Here is a 16,348-nt window from a genome sequence, read left to right on the forward strand (position 1 = left end):
TATCCCGGGGCGAAAAACTGTTCGAAAAACCTTGTCGACCCAGCGGCGTGCGCTCTCGAACTGCGTCGCCAGCACGCCGTCATCACCGAAGCGCTGGTAGAGGGTCCAGGGCAGCAGCGTGGCGACATCACCCCAGGCGGCTCCCGCTCTGATCGGGGACCACACCTTGTGCGAGGGGATCACCGGCACGAACCAGGGCACCGTGCCGTCGGGCAGCTGGTCGGCCTCGACGTCGCGGAGCCACCCCGACAGCATCCCGGAGACGTCGTACAGTGTCGAGGCGGTGGGCCCGAACACCTGCACGTCGCCGGTCCAGCCCACGCGCTCGTCGCGCTGCGGACAGTCGGTGGGGATGTCGACGAAGTTCCCGCGCATGCCCCAGACGACGTTGCGGTGCAACTGCTCGACCAGAGGGTCGGAGCACGAGAACCATCCGGTGCGCTCCAGGTCGGTGTGCAGCACGCGCGCGATGAGGGCGCCGGCCGCGGCATCCGCATCGAGGTCACCCGGCCACCCCGAGACCTCGACGTACCGGAAGCCGTGGAACGTGAAGCGCGGTTCCCATTCCTCGCCCGCGGGGCGTCCGTCGAGTGTGTAGGAGTCGCTGGAGCGCGCGCTGCGCAGAGGGCGCGTGTAGATCTCGCCCTCCTGCAACACCTCCGCGGTGCGCAGCGTGACCGTCGCGCCACGCGGCCCGGCGACGCGGATGCGCACCCGTCCGACGAGGTTCTGTCCGAAGTCGAGGATGCGCGCGCCAGCGGGCGAGGTGAGCACGGCGATCGGCGCGACCTCCTGCGTCACTCGGACGGGCGGGGCGGTCGGGGCGACGAGGGTGCGCGGGTCGCGCGTGCGCACGGCGACCGGCAGCCACCCGTCGTCGTCGAACGACGCCGTCGTCCACCCGGGGATCTCCTGGCGCGCGTCGTAGTCCTCACCGTCGTAGATCCCGGACCGCAGGATGGGGGAGAGTGCCGCCGTCCACGAGTCGTCGGTCGCGACCGTCTCGCGTCGCCCGTCGGCGTAGACGATCTCCAGCTGCCCGAGGAACGAGAGATCGCCGCCGAACACGTTGCGGTGGCCGCCGCGCCAGCCGAGACGTCCGCGATACCAGCCGTCTCCGAGCCAGGCGCCGAGTGCGTTCTCGCCGTCGACGAGCAGGTCGGTCACGTCGTAGGTGTAGTACCGCAGTCGCTCGCGGTAGACCGTCCAGCCCGGTGAGAGCGTGTCGGAGCCGACGCGGATGCCGTTGATCTCGGCTTCGTACAGGCCGTGCGCGGTGGCGTAGAGCCGGGCGCGGGCGATCGTGCCGTCGATGCGGAAACTCCGCCGGACCAGGGTCGCGCGGCGGGCGTCGCTCTCCGGACCCTCGTCGAGGTCGAGCCCGACCGGCTGCGCCGACCAGTCGTCGGCATGCAGCAGCCCCGTCTCCAGCCAGGTCTCGGGGCTCCGATCCGACCAGCTGCCGTCGGCGCCCTGCACCGCGACGTGCACACGGACGCGCTCTCGCGAGTCGAGCGCCCGGCCCGGCCAGGGGACCAGGACCTGGGCGGCGGACGTCACTTCGACGCGCTCCTCGCCGTCCTCGCGCACCACGGTGACCGCATACCGCTCCTGCCGCCAGCCGTCGGGTGCGCCGGAGAGCCTCCAGCTCAGACGTGGGCGGCTCTCGCCGATGCCGAGCGGGTCACGGTGGTGCTCGATGCGTGGCGCGGAGACGATCGTCATGCTCCTCATCCTCGCCGATCCCGAGGACGACGGCGATGGAGTCGGACGATCTCGTGCCCACGACTCCCGCGCCCCTCCGGGGTCACCCGGTCGTCGGTGTGCGTCGCAGGTGGGCGTCGTTCGTGCGGGGTATCCCCTTCGAGAAGAACAGCGACAGGAGGCTGATGAGGATCAGTGCGAAGAACGCGATACGCAGTGAGGACAGCTGCGAGTCGCGGTAGATCGTGGCGAGGGAGTCGGCGTCCGCGTCGCTCAGACCGGCCTTCTCCGCGATGGCGGCCACGTCCGCTGCCGGCACGATCGCGACGCCCTGCTGCGTGGCGCTCGCCACCGTCGTCTTCGTGGCGTCGGGGAGAGCGCTCGACGCGACCCCCGATGCGAACGAGGTCGACAGGGCGCCGATGAGGATCGAGCCGATCAGCGCCGTCCCCAACGACGAGCCGAGGTTCTGGAACACGCCCTGGAGCCCGCCCACCTCGCTCGTCTCCTTCTCCGTCACGCTCGACATGTTGACATTCCCCAGCTGCGAGGCGAGCAGTCCGAGGGCTGCTCCGGCGAGGAACATCCCGGTGGCGAAGAACACGCTGCGCAGGTCGCTCGTCGCGGAGCCGAGCAGGATGACAGCGCTCACGACGAGGGTCACCTGCCCGATGCGCACGATCATCCGTGGCGAGAGCACGCGCGAGAGCCGGGTGCCGACGATGGAGAACAGCACGAGGGCGATCGAGAGCGGGAAGATCCGGACGCCGGTCTCCAGCGCATCGAGGCCGAGGGTCATCTGCAGATAGACCGGCACCATGAAGAACAACCCCGCCGTCACTGTGTACTGCGCTCCGAGCACGAAGAGCCCGCTGCGCAGCGACGTGATCGAGAACATGCCCACGTGGATGAGCGGAGAGCGGCCCAGGCTCTCGAGAAGACGCTGGCGGGAGAAGAAGAGTGCGAGGAGCACGATGCCGAGCACGATGAACCAGGCGGCGGGGGAGATGCCGAGCGGTGCGATGGTGACGTCGCCGATGGTGGGCGGATTCAGCGGAAGCACCCATCCCCAGGTCTTGCTCTGCAGCATCCCGAACACCACGGCCACCAGCCCGATCGAGGACAGGGCGACGCTGAGGAGATCGATGCGCACGCTCTGCCGCGGCGTCGGATCCGTCACGATGCGGGCGCACAGCACCACACCGATCATGATGAGCACCTCGGCGGCGAACACGTAGCGCCAGTCGAAGTACGTCGTGACGAATCCTCCGATCAGGGGTCCCGCCGCGACGGCCGCTCCGGACACGGCGCCGATGATGGCGAAGGCCGTGATGCGCTCGCTTCCCCGGTAGTTATCGGCGACGAGCGCGGCGATCGCCGGGATGACCAGCACAGCACCCAGCCCCTCGACGATCGACCAGCCGAGGAAGAGGAACTGCACGTTCGGGCTCAACGCGGTGATCAGCGAGCCCGCCGCGTACACGCACGACCCGATCACGAACGCCCTGCGGCGACCCCATACATCGCCCAGCCGCGCGCCCAGCAGCATGAACGCGGCCATCGTCAGGGTGTAGAAGGTGATGGCGCCCTGCATCGCGGTGACGGTGGTGTCGAGGTCGGACACCACCGTCGAGATCGACACGTTCATCACGGTGCCGTCGAGCACCATCACGAACTGCGCGGATCCGAGGACAGCGATGACACCCCAGCGCTTCATGGCGACTCCTTCGAGGGTGCGACCCCCATCGTGGGGAGCCTCCCGGCCGCGAGCGCGTCGCGGAAGTTCGTGAAGTCGCGCTCGTTCTGATCGGCGTAGGTATCGGCGAAGACGCAGACGGCCTCTTCGAATGCACGCCCGCGACCGAGGTACCCGGCGACCTCGATGCGGTCCCCACTCCTGGCGTGCCCTCGGGCGAGGGTCTCGCCGCAGATGCGCGCATACAGCGCCGCACCGCGGGGAGTCATCGTCTCCGGATCGATCCCGCCTTTCCAGTCGTGCAGCTGGCGCACGTAGAAGTCGCGTGTCGTGCCGTCGGCGCCGGTCACCCGCTGCCATCCGAGGAAGATGTCGCTGGCCGCCTGCATGAGTCGCTGTCCGCGCACCACCCGCTCTCCCTCGTTGACGTGCGCGCCGGGACCGAGGAAGCGCTCGAGGACGGAAGGCTGCGCGGTCTTCGCCTGCAGGAGCAGAGGATCGTGATCGTCTCGGCCGCTGAGGAGCACGACCCAGGCCCTCGTGCCGACGCTGCCGATCCCGCCCACCGTCCGGGCCATGTGCCGGTAGCGGTACTCGGAGATCGGATGGTGCTCGCCAGGCAACGTGTCCTGGTATTCGGAGAGGAGACCCCGCATCAGGGCGGCCTCGTCGCCGTCGGTGCCGGCCCCCGGCAGAAAGTCCTCGACGGGCGTCACCAGCGGCGGGTTCGAGATGATCCGAAGCTGTCCGTCGACGACGTGCACGAGCTTCGCGAACGATCGCATCCGGTCCCGCTTGCGCGCCTTCTTCACCACCGCATCCAGTCGAGCGACCGTCACGTCGTCCGCACGTCGCCGATCTCGTTCCGCGCGGATCCGTCGGCGCGCGCTCTCCGCGTCGAAACGTTCGTACCAGGCGTCCAGGACAGGGGAGTCGGCCGCGCGCCGCATCGCCTTCCGGTAGCCCACGACCGATGCGCGGACACACGCACGGACCTCGTCCGCGGAGAAACCACGATGGCGGCCGGCCACGGCGAAGCTCGTCGCCAGCCGCTTCACGTCCCATTCGAACGGGCCGGGGAACGTCTCGTCGAAGTCGTTCATGTCGAAGATGAGCCGGCGCTCCGGAGTGCCGAACAGGCCGAAGTTCGACAGGTGCGCGTCACCGCACAGCTGCACGGTGATGCCGGTGTGGGGTGCGGTGGCGAGGTCGGTGGCCATCAGCAGGGCCGCCCCCCGGTAGAACGCGAACGGCGAGGCCGACATCCGCTCGTACCGCAACGGAACGATGTCGAGATCCCGCGTGGTGGCCTGCCCCTCGAGCAGCGCGACCGGGTCGGTGCGGTCCGTTCCCGGACGCCACGGGCCCTGGTGCGAGCGAGGGGCACGAGAACGGGCGTCGCGACCGCGGCTCCACCTGGCGACGAACTCCGGTGCGACCGCATCCGGAGGCGCGAACCCGTCGCGCTCCTCGGCGCTTCCGATCTCCCCCATGCCGCACCTCCCACCCGTCTGTCGACGGCGCGGGAGCCGGAGGACCGGAGGAGGATCCCGGGCCGGATGCGGGCGGCGTCGCACTGCTCATCGTCGCAGTCCGCGGGGGGATCACGGGAGGGGCATCACCCCATTCGGGCGAGGTCGGGGAGATGTCGGCGCTGCTCCTCGATCTCGGCCGCAGGGTCAGGCGTCGGATGACGCGGCGCGCTTCGCGCTGGCACCCCGCATGATCCGCGCGACCGCGGTGATCAGGAACAGCTGCCCCGTGATGGCCTCGGCGATAGCGATCCCCTGTCCGGTGGCGCCGACCGGCACCAGGTTGCCGTATCCGGTCGTGGTCAGCGTCGTGAAGGAGAAGAACAGCTGGTTGCCGAGCGAGTCGAGATTCTCGTCGCCGAACATGGGGGTGGGTGAGAACTGCGAGATCAGGTTGTAGACGAAGGCGAAGAACATCCCGACCAGGATGTACGCGGTGATCGCCGCCAGGAGGGCCTCCAGGTCGAGGCCGCGTCGGTTGACCTGATGCGCGATGATCGCCCAGGGAGCGACCAGCAGGGCGATCATCGACGCCGTCGACAGCGGGATCGCGAGCAGAGGACCCTCGACACCGAAGAGGGCAGCGGCGACGGCTGAGGCGCCGGCCACCGAGAGCACCACCCACGACACGCGCTGGACGAGGTTCCGGGCCCTGGTCACGTAGAACACCATCGCGATCGTCGCCAGCATTGCGAGGAAGGCCCAGGGGCTCGGGTCCGTGCTCGGCTGCGCGGCGCACAGACCGTAGGAGACGACGAGCAGGACGAGGATGATGGCGTATCCGCGGGCCTGGCCGTCTCGGCGGCGACGCGGGGGCCTGTCGGAGTGCTCGGGCTTCACGGTGTCTGTCCGGGGCATGATCGGTCCTCTTCCGCGCGGTGGACGCGGAGCGTCCACGATGTGCGGCCAGTATCCCAGCGCGAGTGCGCCTCCCCGCTCAGGCCGGTTGTGCGTCGGCCAGAAGAAGAGTCCCGGGGGCTGGTTCGTCACCGCTCGTCTGACCCGTTATGATGGCTAGGTGCATCCGTGCTTTCGGGTCGGATGCCTGGAGACGTCGCATAGTCCGGCCGAGTGCACCACCCTGCTAAGGTGGAGTCCCCTCACGGGGACCAGGGGTTCAAATCCCCTCGTCTCCGCACAAGAACCCCCGCTCAGGCGGGGGTTTTCTCGTTGGCTCCTGCACGGGTGCGACCGGTGTGGAATGCGGATCGGGTCTGCCCTCGGGTAGTCTCGCCCGCATGGCAACCGCAACGACGCAGACCCACAAACGCGAGGCGTTCGGCTCGCGGAACGTGTTCATCCTCTCGGCGATCGGCTCCGCGGTCGGCCTCGGCAACATCTGGCGGTTCCCCTACGTCGCCTACGAGGGCGGCGGCGGTGCGTTCCTGATCCCGTACCTGTGCGCCCTGCTCACGGCCGGCATCCCGCTGCTGTTCTTCGACTACGCGATCGGCCACCGTTTCCGCGGATCGGCACCGCTGGCGTTCCGCCGCATGCACCGTGCTGCCGAGCCTCTCGGCTGGTGGCAGGTGCTCATCTGCGTCGTCATCGCCGTCTACTACGCGGTGATCATCGCCTGGGCGGCGATGTACACCTGGTTCTCGGCCCAGCTCACCTGGGGTGCGGGCAACGAGAACGACTTCTTCTTCATCGACTTCCTGCGCTCGGCCGACGTCGCCGAGGTGGGCGTGTCCACCGAGTTCGTGCCGCAGGTCGGCATTCCGCTGGTCGTGGTCTGGCTGATCGTGATCGTGATCATGGCGCTGGGCGTCAAACGCGGCATCGGCCGGGCGAACATGATCCTGATGCCGTTGCTCACCATCATGTTCGCGATCCTCGTGGTGCAGTCCCTGTTCCTCCCGGGCGCGATGGACGGCCTGAACGCGTTCTTCACCCCGAACTGGGAGGCTCTGGCCGATCCCGGGGTCTGGGCATCCGCCTACGGCCACATCTTCTTCTCGCTGTCCGTCGCCTTCGGCATCATGGTCACCTATTCCTCCTACCTGAAGCGCAAGACCGATCTCACCGGCTCCGGACTCGTCGTCGCGTTCGCGAACTCGGGCTTCGAGATCCTCGCCGGGATCGGCGTCTTCGCGGCTCTCGGCTTCATGGCGCAGGCGCAGGGCACGGAGGTCGCCGGCGTCGCATCCTCCGGCATCGGACTCGCCTTCATCGCCTTCCCGACGATCGTGTCGCAGGCGACGGGCGGGTCGATCATCGGCGTGCTGTTCTTCGGGGCCCTGGTCTTCGCCGGTGTCACCTCTCTGATCTCGATCCTCGAGGTGATCGTGGCCGCGCTGCAGGACAAGCTCGGCTGGGCTCGGGTGCGCACCACGCTCACGGTCGCGATCCCGCTGGCGATCATCTCGATGGCGCTTTTCTCCACCACCACGGCCTTGTCGGTGCTCGACACCGCGGACGCCTTCGTCAACTCCTTCGGCATCATGGCGGTCGCGCTGGTGGCCGTGATCATCGTGGCGTGGCTGCTGCACAAGCTGCCGGTGCTGGTGGAGCACCTGAACCGGCGCTCCAGCTTCCGTGTGGGGACGATCTGGAAGGTGCTCGTCGGCGTTCTCGCGCCGGTGGTGCTCGGATACCTCTTCATCAGCGAACTGATCGCCAAGACCTCCGAGCCGTACAGCGGATACCCCGGCTGGTTCCTCGCGATCTTCGGCTGGGGGATGGTCATCGCGCTGGTCGTGCTGGCTCTGATCCTGTCGGCACTGCCGTGGAGCGGGCGCTCGCACGCGAAGGACGATCCCGAGTACGACGAGTTCCTCTCGGAAGAAGAGTACGAACCGGATGCGGAGACCTCGGCGATCCCGTTGATCGACACGACCACGAAGGGAGCCGGCGCATGACCACGGCAGCGATCGTCATGATGATCATCGCGATGGTCACGGTCTGGGGCGGCCTCGTCGCCGGGATCGTGAACCTCGCGCGCCATCCCGAGGAGTCGGAGACCGAGCCCGCGCCGCCCGTCGAACTCTGACGTCGATCGAACTCCGACGCCGATCGAGTGCGTGCGCTGATCGCATCGGACCGCAGAAGTCGGGTCGCTATGGGTGCGCGACGGTGACGATGGTGAGGAAAGGAGGACCTCATGATCGGCACGCTGAACGCACTGATCGACCTGGTCGACGCGGGAGACCCGGGTCAGGAGATCGACGTGGCCTCGTTCTCGCATGAGCACGGGAGCACCGAGTATCACCTGCGCCGGATGTTCTCGGCACTCGCGGGCATGCCGTTCTCGGAATACGTGCGTCGTCGTCGGATGACCCTCGCCGGGGCGGAGCTCGCTGCGGGCGCCGCGAGTCTGCTCGACGTGGCCGTGCGCCACGGGTACGGGTCGGTCGAGGCATTCGGACGCGCGTTCCGGTCGGTGCACGGCATCAGTCCGGCCGATGCGCGCCGTGACGGGGGTCCTCTCCGCACTCAACCCACGCTCCGGTTCCGCCTGAGCGTCGAAGGGAGAATCCCCATGGATGTCACCATCACACCCCTGCCCGAGCTCGTCCTCGCCGGTCATGCGGCCGAGGTCCCGTTGATCCACGAGGGCGTCAATCCGCACATCCAGGCGCACATCGCCGCGATCCCGTCCGAGGAACATGCGCGCCTCAAGGGTCTCGGCGACGCCCAGCCGTCGGGCATCCTGGCCGTCACAGCCGACATCGAACCGGACGCGCCGGAGGGCGCGCTGCTCACCTATCTGCATGGCGTCGCCCTGCAGAGCACCACTCCCGTTCCGGACGACCTCGACTCCGTCCGTCTCGAAGCCGGCTCCTGGGCGGTCTTCGCCGCCCGCGGCCCGTTCCCCGAGACGCTGCAGGATCTGTGGGCCGCCACAGCGACCGAGTGGTTCCCGTCGAACCCCTGGCGGCTGCGTCCCGGCCCCTCGATCGTGCGCTACCTCGAGTTCTCAGGGGACTCCGCGTCGTGTGAGCTCTGGCTTCCGGTCGAGCACGGCTGACGCTCGGCCGGGGGCGGGTGGGCATCCGCGCACCACCCGCCCCCGCGTCGCCGCTCCATGTCCGACGCCCGTGCGACACTGGGCTCACGGACCAGGGAGGCACATCATGGTGGCCATCGACCCCAAGAAGGCGCTCGACGCGTATCGGGCGAAGCGGGGCGAGTTCCGCATCGTCGAGGTGCCGCCCCTGCAGTACCTGATGATCGACGGCGCGGGGGATCCGAACACCTCGCCCGCCTACCGGGATGCCGTCTCTGCCCTGTTCCCCGTGGCCTACGCGTTGAAGTTCGCGAGTCGGAGCGAGCTCGGCATCGACACCGTGGTGATGCCCCTCGAAGGGCTCTGGCATGCACCCGACATGGAGTCGTTCACCTCCAGACGCGACAAGTCGGCATGGATGTGGACGTCGATGATCATGGTCGGCGACCACATCACCTCGTCGATGTTCGCGCACGCGGTGGAATCCGTGGCGCAGAAGGCGGCGAAGAAGAAGGAGCCGATCCCGGCGCTGGATGCGGTGCGGCTCGAGACGCTCGAGGAGGGGACCTGCGTGCAGACTCTGCATGTGGGTCCGTTCGACGACGAGGGGCCGGTGCTCGACGACCTCCACCGCCGCTTCATTCCCGAGAACGGGCTGCAGATGCGCGGACGCCACCACGAGATCTACCTGAGCGACCTGCGTCGCACCGACCCTGCGAAGCTGCGAACGATCCTCCGGCAGCCGGTGACGCGAGGCGCCTGAGCGGTGGGGGCCGGGAAACGCAAGCCCCTCCGCGGCCTCCCGCACGACGGATACGCTTCAACGATGAGCACGGTCAAACACGTGGCGCGCGTCGCCAAAGGGTCCTCCGCATTCCGGCGGATCGCCCGTGCCGGATTCGTCGTCCTCGGCCTGATCCACGTCATCATCGGGTCGATCGCGATCTCCATCGCCGCCGGCGCCTCGGGCGACGCCGACCAGGACGGTGCGATGGAGCAGATCCGCCAGAACCCGGTCGGAGGACTGCTGCTCGTCTTCGTCGCTGCCGGTCTGATCGCGCTGGCTGTATGGCAGATCGCGAGCGCGTTCCTCGCCGCCGATCCGGCCGAGACCAAGAAGTGGGGTCAGCGCGTCAAGCTCTTCGGCATCGCCCTCGCCTATCTCGTGGTCGCCGGCATGGCGCTCATCTACGCCGTGGGCGGCAACGCCGATTCGGAGACCGCCTCGAAGACCCTGAGCGCGATCCTCCTCTCGGCACCGGGAGGGGTCGCACTGCTCGTCGTGGTCGGTCTCTCCGTGGTCGGAGTCGGGGTCGGATTCGTCGTGGGCGGATTCACCCGCGGCTTCGAGAAGCTGCTCGATCTGCCGTCGGGGGTCGCACGCGGCGGCATCGTGACGCTGGGCGTGATCGGCTACTTCGGCAAGGGTGTCGCGGTGGCCGTGACCGGGGTGCTCTTCGTCGTGGCCGCCGTCACCCAGGACCCGGAGAAGGGGGCAGGGCTCGATGCCGCACTGCACAGCCTGCTCGAGCTGCCCCTCGGCGGACTAGTCCTGGGCGCGGTGGGAGCGGGTTTCGCTGTGTACGGCGTCTTCTGCATCGCTCGGGCCCGCTTCGCGCGCATGTGACCGCGATCTCCGCGAGCGCTCACGCGGTCGCGGGCTTCTCGCTCCACACCAGCAGGAAGGCGCCGAGCGCGATCATCAGTCCTCCGCCCGACGCACCCATCGCCTCGATGCGTCCAGGCGAGCGGCCGAACCAGTCGCGAGCGGCGCTCGCGAGCAGCACCCACACCGCATCGCAGGTCACACCGATCGTCACGACGATCGCCCCGAGCAGGAAGAGCTGCGCGGGGACGGACCCGGCATCCAGGTCGACGAACTGCGGCAGGATCGCGAGGAAGAACGCGATGGACTTCGGATTGGTCACCCCGACGACGAAGCCTTCCGCGAACAGCCGCCACCCCGAGCGTCGCGTGGGTGCCGATGCCATGGCTCTCGCCGCATCCTTGCGGTGACGGATGGCCTGGATGCCGAGGAAGATCAGGTACCCGGCGCCGAGCACCTTGACGATCGTGAACAGCACGACCGACTGCGCGATCACCGTCCCGACGCCGAGCGCCACGGCCACGACGAGGAGGATGGAACCGACCGCCGTGCCCAGGATGCTGAGGAAGCCGCCCATCCGCCCGAGCGCCATCGCCCGCCCGATGGTGAACAGCACGGTGGGCCCGGGGATCACGACCATGACGAAGGCTGCGACGACGAAGGCGAGCAGCGTGTCCTGGGCGATCATGGGATGAGCCTAGACGTGGAGGCACCGGACGGTCGAGATCCCGATCGTCCGGTGCCCGCGACGAGCGGCCGATCGATCAGGCCGTGCCCCAGAAGCGGTCTTCGGCCTCCTGGTCCTCGCTCATCAGCCAGACTTCGGCGATCCGGCCGTCGGCGACCCGGAACACGTCGACCCCGTGCTGGTCGAGATCCTCGTGCCCTTCGCGCTGGGCGCAGAAGCGCACCGTGGCCGAGACGAGGCTGCCGCTCTCGGTCGCCGATTCGGTCTCGAGTGCGAACGTGCCGCCGCTCAGTTGCATGAAGCGACCCAGGTGCGTGAGGATCGCGTCCGGTCCGACATGGTCCCCGGACACCTGGTTCGCACCCGGCTGGTGCCAGACGGCATCCGCATGGAAGGTCGCGGCCAGCGCTTCCATGTCCCCGGCGGCCATGGCCGCACCGTACTGTCCTACGACGTCGATAGCCGACATGATGCTCCTTCTCGATGGGTCGGTACTGTGGAGCATCCAGCGTCTCGACAGTGGCGCGGTTACTTCAACGTCACCCGGAAGGATCGGCGAATGTCGAGCACGTGGACGGTGTTCTCCGCCAGCTGCCCCTCTCGCGCCTCGCTCGCGCGCATCGCGAACAAGTGGACGGCGATGATCGTCGTGCTCCTGCACGAGCAGCCGTTGCGCTTCGGCGAACTGCACACCCGGATGGACGGGATCGCGAAGAAGGTGCTCGTCGACACGCTCCGTGCTCTCGAACGCGACGGGATGCTGGACCGCGCGGTCGGCGAAGACGGCCATTCGCGCTACCGGCTCACCCCGCTCGGACGCACCCTGTACGAGCCGCTCCAGGCTCTGCAGGTCTGGGCCGAGTCGCACGTGGAGGATGTGCGCGAAGCGCAGGACCGCTATGACGAGGTCGCCGACGCGAAGATGCTCGACGGGCACTGACCGCCTGCGCCCACCCGTCGCCCACAGGTGGGAAACTGGAACGATGAGCGTTTCTCCCGGTGTCGACGTGATCGCCCCCTTGAACGAGGCCGAGGTGCGGCGCATCCGCGAGGACTTCCCCATCCTGGGTGCGCGGGTGCAGGGGCATCCGCTCGTGTACCTGGATTCGGGAGCGACGTCGCAGCGACCGACCGCGGTCCTCGACGCCGAGCGTGACTTCGCCACCTCCTTGAACTCCGCGGTGCACCGCGGTGCGCACACGCTCGCGGCCGAGGCCACAGAGCTGTTCGAAGACGCGCGCGCCGCCGTCGCCCGGTTCGTGGGAGCCGCCGACGACGAGATCGTCTGGACCTCGAATGCGACCGAGGCGATCAACCTCGTCGCGTACTCGATGTCGAACGCGTCGCTCGGGCGCGGGGGAGCCGCCGCCGAGCGATTCCGGCTCCGCGAGGGCGATGACATCGTGACCACCGAGATGGAGCACCACGCGAATCTCATCCCGTGGCAGGAGCTCGCGGCGCGCACCGGTGCGACGCTCAAGGTCATCCCCCTCGACGACGACGGCGCTCTGCGACTCGACGCCGCGGCCGAGCTGATCACCCCGCGCACGAAGCTCGTCGCATTCACGCATGTCTCGAACGTGCTCGGAGTGATCAACCCCACCGATCAGCTGGTGGCCCTCGCGCGGGAGGTCGGTGCCCTGACCCTGCTCGACGCGTGCCAGTCCGCGCCGCATCTGCCCCTCGACGTCCGCGCCCTCGATGTCGACTTCGCCGTGCTGTCGGGCCACAAGATGCTCGGTCCCACCGGTATCGGCGCCCTCTACGGTCGCCGCGAGGTGCTGGCAGCCCTGCCGCCGTTCCTGACGGGCGGGTCGATGATCACGACGGTCACCACGACCGAGGCCGAGTACCTTCCGCCGCCGCAGCGCTTCGAAGCCGGCACACAGCGCGTCTCGCAGGCGATCGCGCTCGCCGCGGCCGTCGGCTACCTGACCGAGGTGGGGATGCCGCGCATCGCCGCGCACGAGGCGGCCTTCGGTCGCCGACTCGTCGACGGGCTGAGCGCGATCGACGGGGTGCGCGTGCTCGGAGCCGGAATCGATCTTCCCCGTGTGGGCCTGGCGAGCTTCGACGTCGAGGGCATCCACTCGCACGATGTGGGGCAGTTCCTCGACGACCTCGGCATCGCCGTGCGCGTCGGCCACCACTGCGCGCAGCCGTTGCACCGGCGCCTGGGCGTGACCTCGTCCACCAGGGCGAGCACCTACCTGTACACGACCGATGCCGAGGTGGACGCCGTGATCGAGGGCGTTGCCGGAGCGATCGACTTCTTCCGGAGGGGCGCATGAGCGACCTGCAGAACCTGTACCAGGAGCTGATCCTGGACCACTCGCGCACACCGCACGGCTACGGACTCCGCGAGGAGATCCCGGCGCAGTCTCACCAGCTGAACCCGACCTGCGGTGACGAGATCACGCTCCAGGTGCATCGCGACGCCGACGGCAGCGTCGAGGCGATCGCCTGGGAGGGCCACGGGTGCGCGATCTCCCAGGCGTCGGCCTCCCTGCTGGCGGAGCTCGCGGAAGGACTCAGCGTCGAAGACCTCGAGGTGCGCATCGCGGCATTCCGTGAGGCGATGCGATCCCGCGGCAAGATCGAACCCGACGAGGAGCTGCTCGGCGACGCGGCGGCCCTCGGCGGAGTGTCGAAGTACGTCGCCAGGGTCAAGTGCGCCATGCTCGCCTGGGTCGCCGCAGAGGACGCGCTGACCCGCAGCTGAGGTGCAGGATGGAGGCATGTCCCTGCATCTGACGCCTCTGCCCGCCGCGCGCTTCGACGAGTGGAGGGCGGCGTCACGGCAGCGCCTCATCGACGGCAACAGGCGCTCGGGACGACGCCCCGGCGCGGATGCGGTCGGCCATGTCGAGCACACCTTCGACGAGCTGTTCCCCGAAGGCGTCGCGACATCGACGGCGTGGGTCGCGAGCATCGTGGACGACGCGGATGGCGAGCTCGGAACGCTCCTGCTGGCCCTGAACGGTCAGAAGCTGGTCCTCCTTGACCTCGTCTTCGAGACGACGTCGACCGATGCCCAGCGCGACGATCTTCTCCACGGCATCCTGCAGATCGCCCGCGACAGGGGCGCGACGCAGATCGCCATGCCGCTCTTCCCGCAGGACGCGGCCGCACGGGCATTCGTCGAGGGACGCGGGTTCGAGGTCGCCTCGATCCAGATGGTGCTGGAGCCGCTTCCGGTGCGCGAGGTCGCCGGGCACGTCGATGTGCGGCCGATGACCGCGGAGCGCTTCCCCCGTTTCGTCGCGGCGTCTGAGGAGGGGTTCGCGCACGACCTCGCCGAGTCCGGCCGGTACACGCCGGAGGAGGCCGCCGCCGAGTCGCATCGTCAGATGCTGGCGGAGCTTCCGGACGGACTCGACACCGAGGGGCAGGAGCTCTTCACCGCCACCGTCGCCGGTACCGAGGTCGGCATCCTCTGGTTCGGCATACGTCGGCGCGACGGCCGACCGCAGGCGTTCATCCTCGACATCGAGGTGGCTGCGGAGCAGCGCCGCAAGGGGTATGGGCGCGAGCTGATGCACGCCGCCGAGCGGGCGGCCCGCCGGCTCGGCGCGGAGTCGATCGGGCTGCACGTCTTCGGCTTCAACGAGGGAGCGGTCGAGCTCTACGAACAGCTCGGCTACCGGCGCACCGAGGAGAGCCTGCTGCGCGACCTCTGATCCGCGGTCACGAGACGACTCGACGGGAATAGACGCGCGCGCCGGACGTTGGTCCCGACATGACAACTCTCGGAATCATCGGTGCAGGACACATCGGCAGCCAGGTCGCGCGCGTGGCGATCGCGAACGGCTACGACGTGGTGATCGCCAACTCCCGCGGGCCGGAGACGCTCGCCGATCTGGTCGCCGAACTCGGCTCGAAGGCTCGGGCGGCCACCGCGCACGAGGCCGCTGCCGCTGCCGACGTCGCGGTCGTCACGGTGCCGCTCCGCGCCATCGACAATCTCCCCGCCGAACAGCTCGCCGGCAAGATCGTCCTCGACACGATCAACTACTACTTCGAGCGGGACGGCCACATCGAGGCCCTCGACAAGGGCGAGACGACGACGTCGGAGCTGGTGCAGCGTGCGCTCCCTGACTCGAAGATCGCGAAGGCGTTCAACCACATCTTCGCTTCGGAGATCACGTCCGACGGCACCCCTGCCGGCACCCCCGATCGTCGCGCACTGGCCACGGCCGGTGATGACGCGGAGGCTGTCGCGTTCGTGACGCGCTTCTACGACGAGGCCGGATTCGACACGGTCAACGTGGGGCCGCTGAGCGAGTCCTGGCGAGTCGAGCGAGACCGTCCGGCCTACGCGGTCCGGCAGAATGCCGAGGAGCTCACCGCGAACCTCGCGATCGCTAACCGCCTGCCCTGAGCGCCGGTGCGGCGAGGGAGGCGGAGAGCTCCCTCGCCGCAGGGCCCGCACGGATGCGAGCCTTGGGATACCAAAAGTTGAGGAACACCGCCCGGAGTGCGAGAATGCCCAGATGGCGGGGGCTATGGCAGCAGGCGGCGAACTCGAGTCGGTGAGAGTCACGCGCGTCCTTCGCGACGACATCATCCTCGGGCGGCGCAGACCGGGAGCACGGCTCGTCGAGCGCGATATCGCGGCGGAGCTGAACGTCTCCCGGCTCCCGGTTCGCGAAGCCATCCGCACGCTCGTGGCCGAGGGGATCGTCGTCGCACGCCCCCGTACCTGGGCGGTCGTGCGGGAGTTCACCCACCGCGACATCCAGGACTTCGCCGAGGTGCGCGAGGCCATCGAGACGCTGATCTTCGTCTTCGCAGCCGAGCGGCACGATGAGGCCGGGATCGCCCGCATCCGTGGAGCCTACGAACGCGAACTCGAGGCCGCCCGCGCCGAGGACTCCGAGGCGGCCAGGGTCGCCGCGGCGGAGTTCCACGAGATCGCCGTCGAGCTCGCGGCGAACGAGATGCTCGGCGAGCTCATCGCCGTCTTCCTCACGCGTCTGCGCTGGTTGTTCGGACAGCACGACGACCTGCTCGCGATGGCGGACGAGCACCGCATCATCCTCGAGGCGATGACGGCGCGCGACACCGAAGCGCTGCGTCGGATCGTGCCGGCGCACTTGGCCAGCGGACAGTCCGCAGCCGAGCGACGTCTCGCCGAGCGCGGCGATCTGAGCGCCTGAACCGTCGGGCCCAC

At 68.8% G+C, this 16,348-nt stretch carries 17 protein-coding genes and 1 tRNA gene; 12 read left to right on the forward strand and 6 right to left on the reverse strand.

What is annotated here, in order from left to right:
* The 4 genes from D514_RS19970 to D514_RS19985 form a co-directional block, all read right to left on the reverse strand.
* Window positions 1-1,725 (reverse strand): family 78 glycoside hydrolase catalytic domain (locus D514_RS19970; RefSeq protein WP_017828029.1); only part of this gene is annotated, 1,725 nt, incomplete at its 3' end.
* An 82-nt stretch (window positions 1,726-1,807) separates the two neighbouring features.
* Window positions 1,808-3,421 (reverse strand): MFS transporter, encoded by a 1,614-nt coding sequence (locus D514_RS19975; protein ID WP_017828030.1) that lies wholly within the window; start codon window positions 3,419-3,421, stop codon window positions 1,808-1,810.
* Complete coding sequence (locus tag D514_RS19980; RefSeq protein ID WP_017828031.1) at window positions 3,418-4,893, reverse strand: DUF2252 domain-containing protein; 1,476 nt, start codon at window positions 4,891-4,893, stop codon at window positions 3,418-3,420. Before D514_RS19980 ends, D514_RS19975 begins: the two co-directional genes overlap by 4 nt.
* A gap of 186 nt (window positions 4,894-5,079) precedes the next feature.
* Window positions 5,080-5,790 carry an ion channel gene (locus D514_RS19985; RefSeq protein WP_144052902.1) on the reverse strand — a complete coding sequence of 237 codons (711 nt, stop codon included), beginning with the start codon at window positions 5,788-5,790 and terminating at the stop codon, window positions 5,080-5,082.
* A 189-nt stretch (window positions 5,791-5,979) separates the two neighbouring features.
* Between D514_RS19985 and D514_RS19990 the strand changes: the two genes are divergently transcribed.
* From D514_RS19990 to D514_RS20010, 6 genes are all read left to right on the forward strand, one after another.
* Window positions 5,980-6,068 (forward strand) — tRNA-Ser (locus tag D514_RS19990).
* 102 nt (window positions 6,069-6,170) lie between these two features.
* The gene (locus tag D514_RS19995) at window positions 6,171-7,793 is read left to right on the forward strand and encodes a sodium-dependent transporter (protein WP_017828033.1); all 1,623 of its coding nucleotides are present in this window, start codon (window positions 6,171-6,173) and stop codon (window positions 7,791-7,793) included.
* On the forward strand, window positions 7,790-7,924 hold the full coding sequence (locus D514_RS38315; RefSeq protein WP_017828034.1) for a methionine/alanine import family NSS transporter small subunit: 135 nt from the start codon (window positions 7,790-7,792) through the stop codon (window positions 7,922-7,924). The genes D514_RS19995 and D514_RS38315 overlap by 4 nt, the downstream gene beginning before the upstream one ends.
* A 111-nt stretch (window positions 7,925-8,035) precedes the next feature.
* Window positions 8,036-8,902 carry a GyrI-like domain-containing protein gene (locus D514_RS20000; protein ID WP_017828035.1) on the forward strand — a complete coding sequence of 289 codons (867 nt, stop codon included), beginning with the start codon at window positions 8,036-8,038 and terminating at the stop codon, window positions 8,900-8,902.
* A gap of 106 nt (window positions 8,903-9,008) precedes the next feature.
* Window positions 9,009-9,644, forward strand: coding sequence for a GyrI-like domain-containing protein (locus D514_RS20005; RefSeq protein WP_017828036.1), 636 nt, complete (start codon window positions 9,009-9,011; stop codon window positions 9,642-9,644).
* Window positions 9,645-9,707: 63 nt separating this feature from the next.
* The gene (locus D514_RS20010; protein ID WP_017828037.1) at window positions 9,708-10,508 is read left to right on the forward strand and encodes a DUF1206 domain-containing protein; all 801 of its coding nucleotides are present in this window, start codon (window positions 9,708-9,710) and stop codon (window positions 10,506-10,508) included.
* Between the two features lie 19 nt (window positions 10,509-10,527).
* On the opposite strand, the gene D514_RS20015 is transcribed toward D514_RS20010, so the two are convergent.
* On the reverse strand, window positions 10,528-11,175 hold the full coding sequence (locus D514_RS20015; protein ID WP_017828038.1) for a LysE family translocator: 648 nt from the start codon (window positions 11,173-11,175) through the stop codon (window positions 10,528-10,530).
* A gap of 76 nt (window positions 11,176-11,251) precedes the next feature.
* A complete protein-coding gene (locus D514_RS20020; RefSeq protein ID WP_017828039.1) occupies window positions 11,252-11,644 on the reverse strand; it encodes a nuclear transport factor 2 family protein in 393 nt (130 codons plus the stop codon).
* A gap of 90 nt (window positions 11,645-11,734) precedes the next feature.
* Between D514_RS20020 and D514_RS20025 the strand changes: the two genes are divergently transcribed.
* The 6 genes from D514_RS20025 to D514_RS20050 all read left to right on the forward strand — a co-directional run bounded on the left by D514_RS20025 (window position 11,735) and on the right by D514_RS20050 (window position 16,334).
* Entirely contained in the window at window positions 11,735-12,115 is a 381-nt protein-coding gene (locus tag D514_RS20025) for a helix-turn-helix domain-containing protein (protein ID WP_017828040.1), read from the forward strand.
* A gap of 43 nt (window positions 12,116-12,158) precedes the next feature.
* Window positions 12,159-13,466 (forward strand): aminotransferase class V-fold PLP-dependent enzyme, encoded by a 1,308-nt coding sequence (locus D514_RS20030; protein ID WP_017828041.1) that lies wholly within the window; start codon window positions 12,159-12,161, stop codon window positions 13,464-13,466.
* On the forward strand, window positions 13,463-13,897 hold the full coding sequence (gene sufU, locus D514_RS20035; RefSeq protein ID WP_017828042.1) for a Fe-S cluster assembly sulfur transfer protein SufU: 435 nt from the start codon (window positions 13,463-13,465) through the stop codon (window positions 13,895-13,897). Before D514_RS20030 ends, sufU begins: the two co-directional genes overlap by 4 nt.
* A 16-nt stretch (window positions 13,898-13,913) precedes the next feature.
* Window positions 13,914-14,855: a GNAT family N-acetyltransferase gene (locus D514_RS38320; protein ID WP_017828043.1), complete on the forward strand. Its 942-nt coding sequence runs from the start codon at window positions 13,914-13,916 to the stop codon at window positions 14,853-14,855.
* 59 nt (window positions 14,856-14,914) lie between these two features.
* Window positions 14,915-15,556 (forward strand): NADPH-dependent F420 reductase, encoded by a 642-nt coding sequence (locus tag D514_RS20045; RefSeq protein ID WP_017828044.1) that lies wholly within the window; start codon window positions 14,915-14,917, stop codon window positions 15,554-15,556.
* A 112-nt stretch (window positions 15,557-15,668) separates the two neighbouring features.
* On the forward strand, window positions 15,669-16,334 hold the full coding sequence (locus D514_RS20050) for a GntR family transcriptional regulator (RefSeq protein WP_127481790.1): 666 nt from the start codon (window positions 15,669-15,671) through the stop codon (window positions 16,332-16,334).
* Window positions 16,335-16,348 lie beyond the last annotated feature (14 nt).

Source organism: Microbacterium sp. UCD-TDU (genome assembly GCF_000340625.1).
GTDB lineage: Bacteria > Actinomycetota > Actinomycetes > Actinomycetales > Microbacteriaceae > Microbacterium > Microbacterium maritypicum.